The following is an 18,663-nucleotide window of genomic DNA, read 5'->3' on the forward strand; positions in this document are numbered from 1 at the left end:
GGTGAGCGTGAGCGAACCGATGTTGACTTATCGTACGGAGGTGAAGGAAGCACACTAGCCGCTGGGCGCTGGAGCTGGATGTGTTTATTTTCCATTTCCATTGATACGCTAACCAAAAATTATACATCTAAGGCTTCTTTTAGCTGTTGTTCATCCCAAATGGTTACACCAAGTTTTTGTGCTTTCTCATATTTCGATCCGGCATCTTCTCCGGCAATGACAATGTCCGTTTTTTTACTGACACTACCTGTAACGGTTCCACCCATATTCTCGATAATTTCCTTTGCTTCCGGGCGTGTATAATGCTCCATCTTCCCTGTCAGCACAATAGTTTTACCGGAGAAAATTGTATCGGCCGTTTGTTCCGATCGCTTTATCCCTTTGTATTCCATGTTTACACCAAGTCCGCTTAGCTCCTTGAGCAGATCCATCACTTCCTCTTCGGAAAAATACTGCACAATGGAATCAGCCATTTTTTCGCCGATTTCATCAACCGCAATCAAATCATCGAGTGTAGCATGCTGCAATTTTTCCATTGTCTCGAACTGCTCGGCAAGCGTTTTGGCTGCCTTGGCTCCAACAAAGCGAATTCCCAGACCAAATAAAAGTCGCTCCAGTGAGTTCGTTTTTGACGCTTCAATTGCTTGTAGTAAATTATCGACTGATTTTTCACCCATGCGCTCCAAGTTTAATAATTCGTCGCGCTTTAGCCGATAGATATCCGCAATGGTATGGATCAGTTTCTCCTGGAAAAGCTGGATAATCACTTTTTCCCCTAACCCATCAATATTCATCGCATTCCGTGACACGAAGTGAATAAGCCCTTCCTTCAACTGGGCGGGGCAATTCGGATTAATACAGCGAAGCGCCACTTCTCCTTCAAGTCTAACTAATTCGCTGCCACATGCCGGACATTCGGTCGGCATGTGAAACTCTTGCTCATTACCCGTCCTTTTTTCCTCAACAATCCGAACAACTTCCGGGATGATATCGCCAGCCTTTTTAATAACAACCTTATCCCCAATACGAATATCTTTGGCACGAATAAGATCTTCATTGTGCAATGATGCACGTTTGACCGTTGTTCCAGCAACTTTAACGGCATCTAATACCGCTGTAGGGGTAATGACTCCTGTGCGTCCGACACTTAGTTCAATGTCTTGTAACGTTGTGATCACTTCTTCAGCCGGAAATTTATAGGCAATTGCCCAGCGTGGACTTTTGGCTGTGTAGCCTAGCTCTTCCTGCTGATCCAAATTATCCACCTTCACAACAATGCCATCGATTTCATAATGTAAATTTGGACGTTCCGCTGTCCAATATTCCACGTATTCAATGACCGCTTCAATAGTTTGACATCTGCGCCATTCGGGATTTGTTTTGAATCCCAATTGTTGCAAATACTCCAGCCGTTCACTGTGGGATTCGATTGCTCCAGCTTCCCATTCCCCAACACCGTATAAAAAGATATCGAGATTGCGTTCTGCGGCAATTTTCGGATCAAGCTGCCGTAGTGAACCTGCCGCAGCATTTCGTGGATTGGCGAAGGGTTCTTCCCCGTTTTCCTCGCGCTTTTTATTTAGAGCAAGGAACGATTTATGCGGCATATATGCTTCCCCGCGAACTTCAATTGTTTCGGTATCTTTAATGGTTAACGGGATACTGCGGATCGTTCGTAAATTGCTCGTAATATCTTCACCGGTCGTTCCGTCTCCACGGGTTGCCCCACGGGTAAATTTGCCGTCTTCGTAGAGTAAAGAAATCGCCAATCCATCAATTTTTAATTCACAAACATAGGTTACCGGCTGATCGGTTCCTTCCCTTACCCGTCTGTCAAAGTCACGTAAATCACCCGCATTAAAGGCATTTCCGAGACTTAACATCGGTACATTATGCTGGACTTTTTGAAAAGCAGCAAGCGGTTCTGCGCCGATACGCTGGGTCGGGGAATCGGCGGTAATAAGCTCCGGGTATGCCTCTTCCAGTTTTCGCAGTTCCTGCAGCTTTTCATCATATTCAGAATCCGGAACACTAGGTTTATCGAGTACGTAATATTCATATCCATATTGATTCAACAGTTCTTTTAATGCATCTATTTTTTCTTGTGCTTGTTGTTTGTTCATCCATCAAACACCATCCTACTCCTTCGTGATCGGTGCAAACTTTGCCAATAGCCGCTTAATCCCGGTCGGGGCCGGAAACGCAATATCAAGCTCCATTGCCTCGCCTTCCCCCTGTACCTTGACGACCGTGCCAACACCCCATTTTTTATGGTTGGCCTTATCGCCCGGCATCCAGGTTTGACTTTCAGCACCAGTTGTCTTCTGTAATCTTTCCGCTCTTCTTTTGAGCTGTTTCGGCTGCTCGTTGTTTTTTTGGGCAAACATTCCACCGCCAAACATGGTTTCTCTTGCCTGCTCGATCCCATCAATCAGTTCTTCCGGGATTTCCTGAATAAAGCGGCTGATTGGGTTCATGTTTGTCCGTCCGTACAGCGTTCGCATTTTGGCATGGGTTAAATAAAGCTCTTGTTCCGCCCTGGTAATGCCGACATAGGCTAAGCGGCGTTCTTCTTCCATTTCATCGTTATCAAACATGGAACGGCTATGTGGAAAGACGTTTTCCTCCATCCCGATTAAAAAGACAACTGGAAATTCCAGTCCTTTCGCGGCATGCAGTGTCATCAGTGTAACCTTTTCATCCTGCTCGGAGTCATCATCAACCCGATCGATATCCGCGATCAAAGCCAAATCGGTTAAGAATGCAACAAGAGTTTTGTCTTCACTTCCCGCTTCAAAGTCCTTCGTAACCGTCATGAATTCCTCCAGGTTTTCCAGCCGGCTTTGTGATTCAATTGTATTTTCGTTTTTTAGCATTTTTTCATAGCCTGTTCGTTCCAGTACCGCTTCCACCATGTCTGTTGCCGTTAAAAATTCCTGCTGCTGTGCTAGTGATCGGATTAACGTTGTAAATTGCTCTAATTGATTAGCAGCCTTTTTAGAAACACCGGTTAAGTCAACATCCTTCACTGCCTCGTAAAAAGATAAACCATGTTCAGTCGCATAAGCACGCAGCCGGTCAATAGACGTTTTGCCAATACCGCGTTTTGGTACGTTTACGACTCGTTCAAAGCTGATATCGTCGTCAGGATTGGTAATTAACCGTAAATATGCGGTTAAATCTTTAATTTCTTTGCGTTCATAGAATTTTTGCCCGCCAACCATTTGGTAAGGAATGGTCGATTTCATCAAGGTTGCCTCGATGGCCCGGGATTGAGCGTTTGTCCGGTACAAGATGGCAATGTCTCTGGGCGAAAAACCTTGTTCGCGTGTCAATTCCTGAATTTTATCCGTTACATACAATGCTTCTTCCTGCTCCGTTGCTCCCTGGAAATAGCTGATTTGTTTTCCGTCTGCATTTTCGGTCCACAGATTTTTCGGTTTGCGTCCTGGATTGTTATGAATGACATTGTTGGCTGCCTCCAGGATCGCTTTGGTTGAACGATAATTTTGTTCGAGAAAGATAGTCCGTGCTGTTGGATAGTCCTTTTCAAACGAGAGGATATTCTGAATATCCGCACCGCGCCAACGGTAAATGGACTGGTCAGAGTCACCGACCACACAAAGATTCTGGAACCTGCTTGCTAGCTGTTTTACTAAATAGTATTGCGCATGGTTGGTATCCTGATACTCATCCACATGAATGTATTGGAACCGGCGCTGATAGAATTCAAGTACCTCCGGAACCCGCTTAAACAAATGGATCGTTTGCATGATCAGATCATCAAAATCGAGTGATTGGTTTTTTTGCAGCATTTTTTGATATGCCTGATAGATTTGCGCAACCTGTCGTTCATAAAAGTTGCCAACATTATTACTGTATTCTTCAGGCGTAACAAGTTCGTTTTTTGCCGAACTTATTTGCCCTAGCATGGCTCGAGGGTCGAATTTTTTCGGATCAATGTTTAGGTTTTTCAGTATCTGTTTGATAACGGACAGCTGATCACTGCTATCCAAAATGGTAAAATTCCGGTTGTACCCGATCCGGTCAATATCGCGTCTCAGAATTCGTACACACATCGAGTGGAAAGTAGATACCCAAATTTGTTCACTTCCCGCGCCAACCAGTCTATGGACACGAGCCCTCATCTCTCGTGCAGCCTTATTGGTAAACGTAATCGCTAAAATATTCCGGGGGGCAACATCTTTTTCCCTTAATAAATACGCAATTCGATGTGTCAGTACGCGGGTCTTTCCACTTCCTGCTCCCGCCATAATTAATAACGGTCCGTCTGTATGCTTGACAGCCTCCTGCTGTTCTTTATTTAATCCGTTTAGTAAGTCGTTCATCGTTTGACTCACGGGTGACACCACCTTATTTTATTTCTTGTCAGAGTCTGTTCAAGTAATCTGACACTGTACAACTGCCTGTCGGTAACTTCCGGAATGGGGTAGTACTATCCAGATTGCGGAATACTATCCAAAAATGAGTAAATACTATCCAAAGCCGGGCAAATACTATCCGAGATTGCGAAATACTATCCAAAACTGGACAAATACTATCCGAAATTGCAAAATACTATCCAAACTCCTTGATATTTTATCTGCACACATTACTTTACTGCTTTAACTGTCTTTAACGCGTTTTTGAAGTCTGTATAAATACTGTTTCCTACAATAATCACATCAGCATGTTCTTTCATCTCAACTGCTTGCTGGCTATTTTCAATTCCGCCCCCATAAAAAAGCAATGTGTTGTTCAGTTCATTTTTTACTTGCCGGACAAGCTGTGCATCACCATATGTGCCGCTGTATTCCAAATAAAAAATTGGTAAATGAAACATGTGCTCAACCATAAAAGCATAGGCAGTCACATCATCTGTATCTGGCAGTTCACAATTGGTTTTTCTGAAAGCTTTTGCTTCTTCATTTAAAATACAGTACCCTTCAACGAAAATTTCGTCCCAGTTCATGATATCTTTATAGTTTTTAATGGCTTGATGCTGTATATCCATCATCCATTTTTTCTCAGTTGAATTCATCACCATAGGGACAAAGTAAAAATCAAATCCCGGAGTAATGGCATCCATATCAGATATTTCCAATATACATGGGACCGTAAAACGGCGAATTCGCGATAGTAGATCCAGCACCCCGTCTAATGTAATATTATCCGTCCCTCCGACAATAATTGCATCGGTCCCGGATTCACAAAGTTTTTCCAGGTTTTCATCCGTTATTTCCTTCGCCGGATCCAGCTTGAATATATGCTTCCATTCATTCATCTCTTTATACAAAGGTTTTAACCTCCATTTTCGTAATCCCATTAGTCTATTATAGCAAAAATTTTGCCTCGAGATTAGGGTGAATATGAATGTTTTTGGCGGAAATTATTTTGGGAAATATTCATCTAGTATAATAAAATTCATTATACAGGAATATACGTTCCATATACAGTATCCTTACATAAATTCTCTATTCCGTCTACACAAAAACCCTGCCATACTAGACAGGGTTTAGCTTCATTATTCGTTTGGCAATTACAGTGCCAAACATCAACTTAATATAGCCCGATCACTTTCAAATTGTTTCCCGCGTATCCGCCTAAATTCATGCAGCAAGTCTTCCAGGCTCAGCTTTTGTTTCGCTTCTCCTCGTACATCAAAAATAATTTGTCCTTTATCCATCATAATGAGTCTGCTGCCTAAATCTAAGGCTTGCTGCATATTGTGTGTTACCATTATTGTTGTTAAACCCGATTGTTTCACCACTTTTTCAGTGAGATTCGTAATCAGTTCTGCCCGGGCAGGATCAAGAGCAGCAGTATGTTCATCCAGCATTATAATCGCCCTGTGACGCTGATGTTTGCTGGGAGTTAATCATTTTTTGCAGATCTTCTATCTCTTTTTCCTTTTGTGCCAATTCCTGATTAAATCGGAAACATCATATTCGGATACATCATCGCCACAAACGGCCACGCATCCCGATTGAGCTGGTTCTGCTTTTGCAATGCTGTGAATTCTGCTGGCTTATCTACCAACGTGTTACGATAGAATCCCATGCCCTCCGTAGCGGGGTATAAAATAGAAATTAGATAATGCCTTTTTGTCCCCAAATCCAGTTTTTCACCTTGTCAAGCCTAGCTTGAGGACAAATCCTTTCCCATTACCCCTTATCAAACAAAATGTGAGGTTCTACCTTATATATTGACCAACACAACACTAAAACACCTTGAATGGCATAAAGCCATTCAAGGTGTTAGATCTACATGGTTTTAAAAACTTCATCTACAGAACCGCCAAACATATCGGGATCCTCGTTTTTAATATCATTTAATAATTCAATAATTATTTTTCTTGTTTGAACGTCCAATTTAGAAAGAACCCTTCCATAAGCAACTCGTACCTTGGGATGATTTAATATCCTATAATGTAGAACTTCCATCCATTCCTCGGCTCTATCGATAACCTTTGGAACAGCCAATGCTAATAAATTAAGTCCTTCTTCTATTCTATATTTATATAGATGCTCTATTCCATGAATTAAACCGAACATAACCTCATAATTATCAGTGTCATCATCAAGACTGTAGCATAAATCACTAATTAACGATACATCATCTAAGCTAACAACATTTTCCAACGCCTGTTCAAATTCAGTAATTTCGTCACTAGTTTGTAAAAGTCGATTAGTATATATCTTATTTAATTCTAATTTAACATTCATAATTACACCTCATTTATTTTTTAAATAGGTCAGGATATAATTCATTATTTTTTCTAATTACTTCACTCAGCCCGTTTCTTATTTGTGGTGTGTACAAGCCCTCATTCATATATATTCTTCTAGCATCTAATATATCATGGGCAAGGGCATCGCGATAGGTTAGATTTAAATATTCTTCTAGTTTTTTTCCGTTAAGACCATACGTATAGGTCTCTCTATGCCTTCCTCCTACACCAGGGTGGGGTTGTTCCATATTCATTCCTACACCATTATTTCTTTTAATTCCGGCTTGCTTCATCTTTTTCGCGGAAGGCATATGGTGCGGTGTAATATTGTCAAACGCTGTACCTTGTTTAGTGAGTTGTTTAAACGTATCTACTTTTCCTTCTGAAGGCAACAATGAATTTGAGATGCTCTTATTAGCTTCCCCGACATCTTTAACCTTTTCCCCAGCCTTAAACGCCTCTGCACTTTTACCAACTAATTTAGCTGGCTTTACACCTAAAAACAAACCAGCCATCATCTTATCAGCAGCCGTTGCATCCGGATCAACTATCGTCTCAATATCATCGAAAGCAAAGTCAAATCCCGCACTAGCAATATGCCCCATCATATACGGATCCCCAGCCAAGTCCGAGTTACCACCCATTACCTTTCGTTTATCCTCAAAAGTAATCGGCTCTCTCGCATAATTTTCCCTCTCGCCTTGTGAAGCTGACGCTTGATAGGAGTTGATCATTTTTTGCAGATCTTCTATCTCTTTTTCCTTTTGTGCCAATTCCTGATTATAGGAACTATGAGGTGCAATTCCTACCCCAGTTGTCGTTACTTCTTCTCCACTTATTTTTTGCAGGTACTGTTGTATTTGTATTGCTTCCTCGTCTGTCATCCTGTTTTGTTCCGCTAGCTCCTGAATAAACCTCTGTTCACTTATATCCTTTGGCGTAACATTGTTTATATATTTGCCATGATTCCGATACGTAATCGGAAACATCATATTCGGATACATCATCGCCACAAACGGCCACGCACCCCGATTGAACTGGTTCTGCTTTTGCAATGCTGTGAATTCTGCTGGCTTATCTACCAACGTGTTACGATAGAATCCCATGCCCTCCGCAGTATATCCATCCATATTCTGCAATGAGATTTCACCGTTTGTAAATACGGCCTGTATATCTGTAATATAACCCTTCATTGTTTCCAACTGTTTTTCAACCGATTCCAATGCACTTGTCTGCGAATCATCCAAATCATAAAGTCCCTCAACTGTTTCCTTTGTTTTCTTTTTCCCGCGTTGGACGTTATGCAAAAATTCCTCATCATCCAATTTGGGCAAAGCCACAATATCTCGGATACTATCCATGATCGCATTTGCTTCATCTGTCAGGTTAACAGTCACATCTTCTACCTTTTCAAGCCCAGATGTCACATCATCTTCCAAAAATTCTTCTCTAATCATCGCTTTTTCATTCGGTTCAAAGGATAATACTGCTTCTTTAACTTGATCAAACAGCTCCTCATAATCCGTTAAAAAATGTTGCATATAAATTAAAAATGGCTGATGACACTGTTCATAAAAAGTGCGAATCGCCTCGCCGCCTTCTCCTTTTAGTGTATCATTTAATGAGACAATGCCATTAACAGCCTGTTGTACGCCCGAGATTTGATTTTGAAAATCGGGGATCTCATTCTTTATATTATCAATCCCCTTATGTAAATGCTCGGCATCTAAAATTTTCACCAATTCCCCTCCTCTCCGAAATTATGCACGTGCCAGGCACCAATACAATTTTGAAAACTATTTAATAAATTGAATGGCGTCCGCAATCACTTTTTCGTTTTCCACAAATGAATCGATTGCTACCCCGGTCTCGTCAGCATTATTCTTTAGCAGCGTTTTGTAGGAGGTTAAAATTGCTTCATAAGTTTGTTGCATCTCGTTGATTTTATCGACCATTTCAAGAACGTTCTCTCCATTTATTTCCTTGGCAAAGGCCGTCTCCAACGATTCACCAGCCGCCTGCAATTCCGCCAACGCCGACTTAATTGAGAACGGAACTACTTTAATCTCCTCACCCATTTACTTTGCCCCCTTTCCTTGTGCATACAAGCTGGCAAGCATGGCTCGCTGGGCTGCGATACTTGCCTCCAAGCTCTGAATCTCCTGTTTGACTTCCTGGATTTTTGCTTCCAACTTGGAAATCGCCTCGTCCAATTGTTCATCGGAGATCTCGACATAGCTCCCATACAATTCATCTTCTCTAAGGGTGTCAAAGTTATCAGCCAACTCCCCGTACCAGGTGGTTACTGTTAATTCTGGTTTTAGACAAAGCGGTTTTTTCGCATGAAAGTCACCTTGGCAATCTAACAATTCAGATGAAGCCTGATTAAGCCGTTCCATTTCTTCTCTTTTCGCCCCTAACTGTAGACTCAAGCTACTGATTGAACCTTGAACTGACGCTATACTACTAAGGGTCCCCGCATCCATTAGTTTCACCTCTACATACCGTGATATTTTCCGAACGGGAAAAATAAACCAATTATACTAAATTATATGATACATTCGGTACACATGCGAGGTGTCTTTTGGACTATTTGTTTTTTTGGAGTGTATTACATTTATACTGGTGACAGGGATATAATCAGGGATCGTTAAAATAGTACCCTGTCGTCAAAAACCATTCGATTGATTTTTCTTGTGCCCTAATCGACTTGCGGCATTTATCGGAGAATCACAAAAACATGTACATTATTAAGGAGGTGACCGGAAAACGCGCTATAGTCACAATAGATGGTACTTTTATACTGTCATAACCCGTTTCTTATACAGGGTATCCTCTTTCTGGACCCACCATAGTATTTTCGACCTGGTTGTATTGTTTGGCATAAATGAATGTGATTTACCTCATATCTAGGCTATATTCCTTTTCATGATAGATGGTAGCTACGCGGAGCGGAGCCATGTTGGTTTCTTATTTTAAAAAAAGCCGCACCATCAAAGGTACGACTTTTAATCATCACTTTCCATATCTTCCGCCAAAATACGGTCCAAAACCATCTTATACCCATCATTGCCAAAGTTAATACATCTGCGGACACGGGAAATGGTTGCGGTTGAAGCTTTTGTTTCCTTTTCAATGACACTATAGGTATGACCACCGATTAGCATTTTTGCTACTTGCAGACGCTGTGCGATGGAATGGATTTCTGACATTGTAGCAATATCATCAAAAAAACGATAACATTCCTCTCTTGTTTGTAGTGACAAAATCGCGTCAAACAATTGATCTAATTGCTCTCCTCGTAATTTATCAATTTGCACATCTTTTCCTCCTGCCCTTTTAAAAATAAGAACATAACTAACTTTTCAATTGGGACATTTTTTTAATTGGAAACCGTAACCGCAGTATCCAGTCCCGGACTTTCCGGGATGACATTAATCCATGTCTTACCTGGCACAAAACCAACTGATTGCCCGTCTTTAACTGGGATGATTCTGCCATCTCTGTTTTCCCATTGGACTTGTTGTACCTGTCCCTTTCGGATCAACAAGGCATCACCACCTGATTCAATATCCACAGAACGGCGGCCAGCATCGTCGATCACTCCATGCTTTGTCTCGATAATGAATACATTATCTACCTGGATCGGTTCTTCTGTATCCAATTCCACTGTTTTTTCGTGATCACTAAATCTTGTATATTTTTCATTTGCTGCATCATAGTCAAACTCCACGATGTTCATTATATCACGTAATGAGTAATCAATCTGTACATGTTGTGCCGGTTCACCAGAAAGCTGCTGCGTTTCATCATTTGTTAAAAACGGTAATGGTTTATATGATGCTGTTACATCATACCCTTTAGCTTCGGCTGCTTCATCAACGCCATCGAAAAGTAAATAGGAGTTGTGCGGTGCCTTCCGAAATGATTCCCGTTTAAACAATTTCCCATCATTATCATGCTCTGACCCGTTTAAATGTTCAATCCCACGATCAGCAATCATGTCATTGACGAAATTTGCTGCTCCATGATAAACATATAATGCATTATATCCGTTTGCCAATTCAAAATAATATTCTCTGGCACTGCGGACAGGACCGACTACATCAGATTTTTCACTTTGAAACAAAGCCAGAAATCGAGTAATTCGTCCTTCAGCCAAAATTTCAAAAACGACATCCGCTTTAGACAGACCTGTTTGCGGTCGTGCTTTCCGATGATTGTTTACCATCACCCCAACAATTCGGTCATCAGCTGGTTTATCTGTTTTCATTCCAGTCAGAGGGTAGACATATTTCATTTCTTCTGCCGCATTTTCTTCTTTACCATTGTTTTCCACATTCTCTTTATCCTTGGAACATCCGGCAAGGAGTACAAATAGTCCAAGTAATATAAAGAAGAAAGTTTTTTTCATACAAAAACACACCTTTTATTTATGTCTTTCTTCTATTATACGCTAACGCATTATTGCTGGAAAGAGTACCTCCCGTTTCTTTACATCAATGATGCCCTGCTGGGTAATACGGATATACGGTAAATGGGTTGCTGACAGGAACAACACGGAATAAACTGGATCGTCAAAACGATAGCCAAATTCTTTAAGTGTAGCCTTTAGCTGTTTTTCTTTTTCAATAAGCTGCTCCATCTTTCCATCAAACATAATTCCGCCAAGTGTAAGCGGTAATTCAAATAATATTTCGCCTTGATGAGCTAAAACAATTCCGCCGCCTAGTTCCTTTAACCGTTTCCACGCTAGTTGGATATCATATTTATTTTTTCCAATACAAACTATATCGCCGGTCGTAGAGTAAGAACTCACAAGCCCGCCCAGACGATTGGTAAATCCGCGTAATGTCGTATTCACCCGCCAATTGCCATCACGGTCAATCAGCAGAAGGAAGGCATCAGCAAATTGCTCAGGTATCACATCGAGGGTAACATCTGTTTCAATCGCATATGGCTTGATGATAACGTCATTCACCATATCAAGGCCGATTGGCACTGAAAACTGCAGATCACTCATTTGCAAATCCCAGTCAAGATTTAGCGGTCCTATTTGATAGTTCTCCCAATCGATATGGGTTGTCAATGTCTTACCATTGTTTTTCCTTTTTATCCATTGGCCTTTCGCTAGCACACTAACAGGATGTGGATCATCCTTTTGTTGCAAAATATTAATGTGGGCGATTCTCCCAGGTGCAATGCTTCCTAATTCTTCTGCCAGGTTATAATGATTTGCCACATTATATGTCACCATCCGGTACGCTTCTTCAAGCGGAACCCCCTTTTCAATGGCAATTTCCAGACAAATATTCATCATCCCGCGTTCGTAAAACGCCGGTGTAGCCCCGTCCGTTGTCATCGTCACGTTTTCGAATGAGGTTATATTTGCAGCAAGCATTTCATCCAAAAGCTTTGGCAGGTCAGGTCGGATAGATGAATGGCGCAGTCCTACCTGAAACCCGAGCTGCAAACGTTCAATTGCTTCAGCACCGGTCATCGCCTCATGATCTGCTGAAACACCAAGCAGCTTCATTTTCGTTAAGGTTCGTTCGGAAGCTCCAGGGAGATGCCCTTCGACAGGCTTACCCTTGGATTTCGCTTCCTGCATCCAATAGAGCAGCCGGTCATCACCAGCAAGCAGACTTGGCCACGCAGTCAGCTCTCCACCCTGAATAACGGAATGGTGGGACAGCCAATCTAATACCTCCTCACTGTTAAAAAAAGCTTCTTCGTCCTGCAGGGCAGTTTGCGAATCAAACCGTGCCCACCAGTACATGGAAACAGGTAGTTTATTAAACTCCGCCAGCAAAGAAAACGCTTTCTTTTTGTTAGCCAAAAAATGCCACATTAAGTTATCATTTATCAATGTTGTCGTACCGAATGCCGCTGCATGGTTTGCCAGCTCTTCGGGATTGTACAATTGAAATGGATGGGCATGTGGTTCAATATAGCCCGGAACAAGATAATAATTCTTACAATCTATGATCTCGGTTGTTAATTGTTTTTCCGGCATTTTGTCACCAACGTAGACAATCCGGTCATCCGAAATCCAAATATTTGCGGTTAGCCATTGCTTCGTGAATATATTTAAATAAGTACTATTTTTTAAAACAATAGTAGGTGCTACTTTTCCATCAATCACAGCAACATGTTTGCGCAGTTCGCGATTTCTCCAGTAATAACCATTTTCCAGCATAGAACAACTCTCCAAATTTATGATTTCCTTTATTTTACCATATAATCCGCTTTCATACTGTAAAGTTTTTGTTAAATGAAGTGAATTTTTTGTGACACTTCGTTACTTAAAGATTTTTTACCCCTATTAAAGAGCACATGCAAAAAGGCTGATCCCAAAAACCAGCCTTGCCACTCCTATTCCCTGATAAAATTGTAAAACATAGCTATCTCTTATTTGACCAGAGCGGTACCAAAATAGCGCATAGAAGAGCGGTGAAATATGGCAAATACTTTATGCCAATAGGTTTATCAAACACGATCATACCAAACACCCCAATGAAACTGGACAATGCAATCCCCAAGATGAAGCCGCCAATTAAGCCAACAATGATTGCCAAAAAGTTTCTCAATTTAATCCCCACCTTTCTTACTTGCTGAACTAACTATTAATTTCCAGGTTGTTAAAACGGTAACAAGTGAAATAATGAACAACAGCATAGCCACTACCGGATGCGCCGCTGCAATCCAAGGAAATTGTGCTGACATGTTTGCCGTAAAATACATCAAAAACACAGAAACAAACATTCCGAAAATGGACCAGTAACTCCATCGGGGCATACGTCCAATGTATGCAGACAAAAGCATAAACAAAGGAATATTAAATCCAAATAAATGGATAAACATCGTGTGCTTTATCCAATGAACAGGGTTTGCAAATATGGCTAAACCCGCTAAGAAAATTTGTATCATTATACATAGTAAAAAAAGCAGCGCCAAAACGAAATAAATCGTTTGACCAATCCGGTTTTTTACATTCAATTCCTCTTCCTCCTCCAAAATCGTTCATTCCTTTTAAACTACACTCCCAGCATACAAGGCACTTCTAAAATATTGCTTATGGAATTATTAACGATTTATTAAATATTTGGAAGGAGATGCGTTTATCGTGTTTCCAATTCCCGGGATGTTTTACCACCTGCGTGCCTTTAACAAAGGCGTAAGCGCCCGGTTAGCGGCGTATATGCTGGACTGAGCCGTAGGAGATAAAGGAAACACGACGACCAGAGGGAGTCGATGTTGACTTATCGTACGGAGGTGAAGGAAGCATACTAGCCGCTGGGCGCTGGAGCCGGACGTGGCCTACCCTGACATGAGCGGAATAGTGTAGGGATTCTTATACTTTCTTACCCTTTAAAAAAATGCTGAAGTTCAACTATTAACTTCAGCATTTTCCATATGATTTTTAATGATATTAAGTTATTGCCCAGAAATTCCATGTCCGGCTCCAGCGCTACTGTATTTCTTCTTCTTTAGTTAAAGCGATAGCCAACACCTTAAATGGTAGAACAGTGAGCTGGTATCCAACCTTTTATGAGTGCACCACCTTCTGAATGGTTATCTACGACAAGGTCACCCCCGTGTCGCCTAATGATCCTTCTTGATATAGTCAACCCTAACCCTATCCCCCCGGTTGAACGATTTCGCGACGCTTCACCACGATATAGTGGTTCAAAAACATGATGAATCTCATCTGAAGAGAAACCTTTCCCCGTATCGTGAATAGTAAAGGCCACTTTGTTACCGTCCTTATAGCATTGGATAAAAATTTTACCAGAGTGTGGTGTATGTCTGACAGCATTATCCAATAAGTTATTCATGGCACGCTCTAATAAATACGAATCGCCCATGATCATACAATCATCCCCAAAATTTTTTTCGATGATAGAGATGTTGTTTTGCTTAGCTAGTGGATTCAGGCTGTCAATCGACTTCTGTAATAAAAGCGGAAGATTAACCGTGTTTTTTTTGAGTTCCATCTCCAAATATTCCGTCTTTGTAAATGTAAAAAGCTCCTCTACAAGACGGGCCAATTGTGCTGACTTTTCCTTACAAACCGCCAGATACTTTGCTTGTTTATCCGGTGAATCAGCAATTCCTTTTTCCAAGCCATCCAAATAACCTCGTAAGGCGAATAATGGTGTCCGTAAATCGTGGGCGACTGCAGCAATGATAAATCGGCGTTCTTCCTCCAATTCCACTTGTTTTTGCATGGATTCTTGGAGACTATCTGTCATTATTTGAATTCCGCCATGAACTTCCGTAATTTCTTTGATCGGGGACTCAGGTAATTGGACGTCCAAATCCCCTTCTGCGACTTGTCGGACTGCCAGGCTCATTTTCTCAAGCGGTTTGAGAATGAACCTTCTCATGACATAACCGATGATAAAAAAAGCTAACAATAATCCCGTAAATGCCATAATCATCTGAACCACTCTTGAATTCGGCTGAAAAATTATTACTCTTCCAAATAGGCGACCATCTTGCATAATTGAAAACTGTTCCGATCGTATAAATGAGCGGTCCTCCTCAGGGAAGAATCGAAAAATCTCTTGATTTGATTCTGTTAAAATTTCTACACCCATGTCCAATGCTTGTAACTTTTCTATTAGATCATCTTGCCATTTGGGATCAGTCCAGTTTTCTGTATTTGTTTCAATGAATTGACTCATTTTTTTCAAATCTACTTGCTGAGCATCAGTCGTATCGAAACTGAGTGATTTCGTTGTTAGTAAGTGGGCCGTTACGTAAAATACCCATGGCAGCATCAAGATTAAAAGCAAGCTAAGTATAGAAAATGTACGAATGCGAATTGGTCTCATTTTATTCTCCTTTAAAACGGTAGCCTATACCCCAGACGTTAACTATATATTTTGGTTCGTTTGGATTGGACTCAACTTTCTCACGTAGCCGGCTAATATGGACGCGGACAGTATGCTTGTCGCCAATCCCATCCCAAAATTTTTCCAGTAATTGATCATATGTAAAAACAATTTGCGGATGCTCGGCAAACAGTCGCAACAATTCATATTCTTTCGGTGTAAGGGAGATGTAGCCTCCTTCCACAAACACTTCTCTTGTGGATAAATCCAACGTGAGGCTCCCATAATTCAAGACCCTCCTGCTAAACTCCTTCCGAGAACCAGAACGTCGTAATACAGCCTTCACTCGGGCAATTATCTCACCCGGAGTAGCGGTTTTGACTATATAATCATCCCCTCCAAGTGCCAGCCCGCGAATCTTATCTACATCATCACTGAGGGCGCTCAAGAAAAGGATAGGTATGTTACTTTCCTCTCGTACCTGCCGACAGAACTCGAAACCATTTTGTCCCGGCATCATGATGTCAAGAATGATGCAATCAATTGTAACCTGCTTAAGTGCGGACAGTGCTTGATCGGCGTCATAAGCAGTTTTTACATAGAAACCGTCATTCTCCAAGAAGTCTCTTAATAGTTCGACAATGCTTTTGTCATCATCCACCACCAAAATCGTCTGTAATTCCCTCACGAAAATCCCACCTTCCCTTTGACACTCACTAAAGAGACGAATCTCCCATCGAAATCTACTTTTAGTTTATCATTTTTTCACCAAGGAACAAGCTGACACTACATGTTTTGTGATGGATTGTGATTAGTTTGTGACCTTTATGTACCATCATTTGAGACACTTAAAGGTTATTCTTTAATTGCGAACCAATCAGACGAGTATCCACTATATAAATAAAAAAAGTTTCCTTGACACGTAAGTTCAAATTAAGCACCAGAAGGCTTGATATAAATTTAGAAAAATGGAGGTAATATGTATGAATGTTCAAATTGTATTATTTGATGGATTTGATTTATTAGACGCTATTGCTCCTTATGAAGTGTTTACTGCTGCTGCAATGTACTCAAACGAGGAAGTAACAGTTAAACTTGTATCTGCTGAAGGTCAGAGAAAGGTGACAAGTGGAGTAAATCAATTACAGGTTCAAGCAAGTGGTGAACTTGATTTAAGCAGTAAAGGAATTATTCTTGTTCCGGGAGCATCTGGTTCTGTTCATGACAATGGACCAGAATCAATACCAGTTAAATTACAACAAGTAACTGAAACAGAATTAAGTAATTTACTAAATGAAGCTATTAAAAAGCCAGATATTTTGCTATCTACAGTTTGCGGTGGTTCCCTCATTTTAGCAATGGGTGGTTTATTAGAAGATCGGCATGCAATTACACATCACATGGGTATAGGGCTTTTGCAAGCTACAAATGCGATTCCAGTTCATGCCCGGGTTGTAGACGACGGTGATCTTATCACTGGTGGTGGCGTTACTTCGGGACTTGATGTTGCGCTTTATTTAGTTGAGCGAGAGTTAGGTCCCCGTATAGCACATGCTGTGGAACAACTATTTGAGTACGAGCGCAGGGGCACAGTTTGGAAAGCTGAAGGAAATGCACCTAAAGAAAGCAAACATGAAAATCCAATGGAAGCGACAAGTTCCCGCTCCTCTAATCAAACTGATAAGAGCTTTAATTTCCAAGGAAAATGGGATACTACAATTTCCACTCCTATTGGCCATCTTTCCGTTTTATTAGATTTATCTTCTGAAGATGGTCGTATAGCGGGAATTGCAAAGCAAGGAGGAGATATTGTCACTTTGAACAATATTGTACAGGTAGGGAATCAATTAAAGTGGTCTATGAAAGTGAAGAAGCCTATAAGACTTTCTTTAAAATTTATCGTTTCTGTAGATGGAAACAGTATGTATGGTGAAGCAAAGGCTGGTATGCTTCCCTCATCAAAATTAATTGGACATCGTATTTCTTAAGAATGGAGTTGTAGTTATGTATTCATTTATTGTATTTGTTCATGTAATAGGTGCTTTATTGCTCGGTAGTTTTCTAGCTTTTCCAGTTGCGTTTAAATCTCTTTTGTCACGTTCAGGTAATGAATTAAAAATATCTGTTAAAACATTGGTAGGCTTTACCCGCTTTGGCCATTATGCATTAATTTTGTTAATCATTACTGGAGGATGGATGGTAATGGGATATGCCACTTATCCTTCCTTGTTATGGGTGGTGTTATCATTGATCCTGCTGATGCTTATTGGGGCCTTGATAGGTATGATACAAAAAGGCTTGAAAAGCGTTATTCCAGCAAAGAATCCCGACAAAGTGTTGCAACGAAATATGGCCAAACTAAATATACTGGGCTGGTTTACATTTCTCCTTATTGTTACCGTTGTATTTGTTATGACAAATCATGGTTTATTTGCCTAAATATAAGAGGAAAGGATAACGATAAATGAAAAAGAACATTTGGATCATTTTTTTAATCGTGTCGTTCATGTGGGTCATGCATACATTTTCAAAAAACTTCATGGTTGATCCCACTTTTCAGGATTTTCTTGCTAAAAAAGATAAAGTTCTAACTAACGAATCGTTGTGGGTACTGATGATCAGGTTACATATTATCTTTGCTATTATCTCCCTTATCACTGGACCCTTGGGCGTAATTAAGAAATTGCGTATGAAATATATCCAGTTTCATCGTTGGTATGGTCGAGTATATGTGCTGTCTATTTTGTTAAACTTTATCCCTGGTGTTTACGTTTCTTTTTTTGCAACAGGAGGATGGTTGAGCACCATTGGATTTCTCGTTTTAAATACACTATGGTTTGGTACAACAATTCTAGGCTATATCAATATTAGAAGAAAAAACGTGATAAAGCATAGTTCATGGATGTCAAGAAGCTTCTTTCTTGCCTTTGCCAATATGATTATCTACATCATTGTGGCCATTTCACACAATGCCTTGCAATTTTCATATGGTACCTCCTACACAATTGCTGTATGGTTATGCTGGATAATCAGTTTATGCATTGCAGAAACCATGATACGAAAAAAAGTATTTATATAATTGGATATTAATAT

The 18,663-nt window shown here is 40.7% G+C and carries 18 protein-coding genes and 1 pseudogene; 3 read left to right on the plus strand and 16 right to left on the minus strand.

Going from position 1 to position 18,663, the window contains the following annotated elements; translation table 11 throughout:
- Positions 1-119: 119 nt before the first annotated feature.
- The 16 genes and pseudogenes from ligA to IEX12_RS14765 form a co-directional block, all read right to left on the minus strand.
- Positions 120-2,123 carry an NAD-dependent DNA ligase LigA gene (gene ligA, locus IEX12_RS14695; RefSeq protein WP_102415854.1) on the minus strand — a complete coding sequence of 668 codons (2,004 nt, stop codon included), beginning with the start codon at positions 2,121-2,123 and terminating at the stop codon, positions 120-122.
- A gap of 15 nt (positions 2,124-2,138) precedes the next feature.
- A complete protein-coding gene (gene pcrA / locus IEX12_RS14700; RefSeq protein WP_188725439.1) occupies positions 2,139-4,349 on the minus strand; it encodes a DNA helicase PcrA in 2,211 nt (736 codons plus the stop codon).
- Positions 4,350-4,612: 263 nt separating this feature from the next.
- Entirely contained in the window at positions 4,613-5,326 is a 714-nt protein-coding gene (gene pcrB / locus IEX12_RS14705; protein WP_371871327.1) for a heptaprenylglyceryl phosphate synthase, read from the minus strand.
- A gap of 228 nt (positions 5,327-5,554) precedes the next feature.
- Positions 5,555-5,845: pseudogene (locus IEX12_RS14710) on the minus strand (ATP-binding cassette domain-containing protein); the annotation flags it as partial.
- 83 nt (positions 5,846-5,928) lie between these two features.
- A complete protein-coding gene (locus IEX12_RS23485) occupies positions 5,929-6,114 on the minus strand; it encodes a hypothetical protein (protein ID WP_286171173.1) in 186 nt (61 codons plus the stop codon).
- Between the two features lie 149 nt (positions 6,115-6,263).
- Positions 6,264-6,725, minus strand: coding sequence for an Imm30 family immunity protein (locus tag IEX12_RS14715; RefSeq protein ID WP_088053283.1), 462 nt, complete (start codon positions 6,723-6,725; stop codon positions 6,264-6,266).
- Between the two features lie 13 nt (positions 6,726-6,738).
- On the minus strand, positions 6,739-8,469 hold the full coding sequence (locus IEX12_RS14720; RefSeq protein WP_188725426.1) for a ribonuclease YeeF family protein: 1,731 nt from the start codon (positions 8,467-8,469) through the stop codon (positions 6,739-6,741).
- 57 nt (positions 8,470-8,526) lie between these two features.
- On the minus strand, positions 8,527-8,808 hold the full coding sequence (locus tag IEX12_RS14725; protein WP_088053281.1) for a YwqI/YxiC family protein: 282 nt from the start codon (positions 8,806-8,808) through the stop codon (positions 8,527-8,529).
- On the minus strand, positions 8,809-9,216 hold the full coding sequence (locus IEX12_RS14730) for a YwqH-like family protein (protein WP_088053280.1): 408 nt from the start codon (positions 9,214-9,216) through the stop codon (positions 8,809-8,811).
- 522 nt (positions 9,217-9,738) lie between these two features.
- Positions 9,739-10,050 (minus strand): YerC/YecD family TrpR-related protein, encoded by a 312-nt coding sequence (locus IEX12_RS14735; protein WP_088053279.1) that lies wholly within the window; start codon positions 10,048-10,050, stop codon positions 9,739-9,741.
- A 62-nt stretch (positions 10,051-10,112) separates the two neighbouring features.
- Complete coding sequence (locus IEX12_RS14740) at positions 10,113-11,144, minus strand: DUF3048 domain-containing protein (RefSeq protein ID WP_088053278.1); 1,032 nt, start codon at positions 11,142-11,144, stop codon at positions 10,113-10,115.
- A 42-nt stretch (positions 11,145-11,186) separates the two neighbouring features.
- Positions 11,187-12,929 carry an adenine deaminase C-terminal domain-containing protein gene (locus IEX12_RS14745; protein WP_188725427.1) on the minus strand — a complete coding sequence of 581 codons (1,743 nt, stop codon included), beginning with the start codon at positions 12,927-12,929 and terminating at the stop codon, positions 11,187-11,189.
- Between the two features lie 205 nt (positions 12,930-13,134).
- On the minus strand, positions 13,135-13,320 hold the full coding sequence (locus IEX12_RS14750; RefSeq protein ID WP_088053277.1) for a DUF5957 family protein: 186 nt from the start codon (positions 13,318-13,320) through the stop codon (positions 13,135-13,137).
- Between the two features lies 1 nt (position 13,321).
- Positions 13,322-13,729, minus strand: coding sequence for a DUF6220 domain-containing protein (locus tag IEX12_RS14755; RefSeq protein ID WP_102415861.1), 408 nt, complete (start codon positions 13,727-13,729; stop codon positions 13,322-13,324).
- A 515-nt stretch (positions 13,730-14,244) separates the two neighbouring features.
- Positions 14,245-15,570 (minus strand): sensor histidine kinase, encoded by a 1,326-nt coding sequence (locus IEX12_RS14760; protein WP_088053275.1) that lies wholly within the window; start codon positions 15,568-15,570, stop codon positions 14,245-14,247.
- 1 nt (position 15,571) lies between these two features.
- A complete protein-coding gene (locus IEX12_RS14765; protein WP_088053274.1) occupies positions 15,572-16,258 on the minus strand; it encodes a response regulator transcription factor in 687 nt (228 codons plus the stop codon).
- A 295-nt stretch (positions 16,259-16,553) separates the two neighbouring features.
- Between IEX12_RS14765 and IEX12_RS14770 the strand changes: the two genes are divergently transcribed.
- Genes IEX12_RS14770 through IEX12_RS14780 form a run of 3 tightly spaced genes read left to right on the plus strand, consistent with a single transcriptional unit; the run spans position 16,554 to position 18,649 of the window.
- Positions 16,554-17,558 carry a DJ-1/PfpI family protein gene (locus IEX12_RS14770; RefSeq protein WP_088053273.1) on the plus strand — a complete coding sequence of 335 codons (1,005 nt, stop codon included), beginning with the start codon at positions 16,554-16,556 and terminating at the stop codon, positions 17,556-17,558.
- 16 nt (positions 17,559-17,574) lie between these two features.
- Positions 17,575-18,009: a hypothetical protein gene (locus IEX12_RS14775; protein WP_102415862.1), complete on the plus strand. Its 435-nt coding sequence runs from the start codon at positions 17,575-17,577 to the stop codon at positions 18,007-18,009.
- A gap of 25 nt (positions 18,010-18,034) precedes the next feature.
- Complete coding sequence (locus IEX12_RS14780) at positions 18,035-18,649, plus strand: DUF2306 domain-containing protein (protein ID WP_188725428.1); 615 nt, start codon at positions 18,035-18,037, stop codon at positions 18,647-18,649.
- Positions 18,650-18,663: the final 14 nt, after the last annotated feature.

This window comes from Lentibacillus populi, from assembly GCA_014642895.1.
Taxonomy (GTDB): Bacteria; Bacillota; Bacilli; order Bacillales; family Amphibacillaceae; genus Lentibacillus_C; species Lentibacillus_C populi.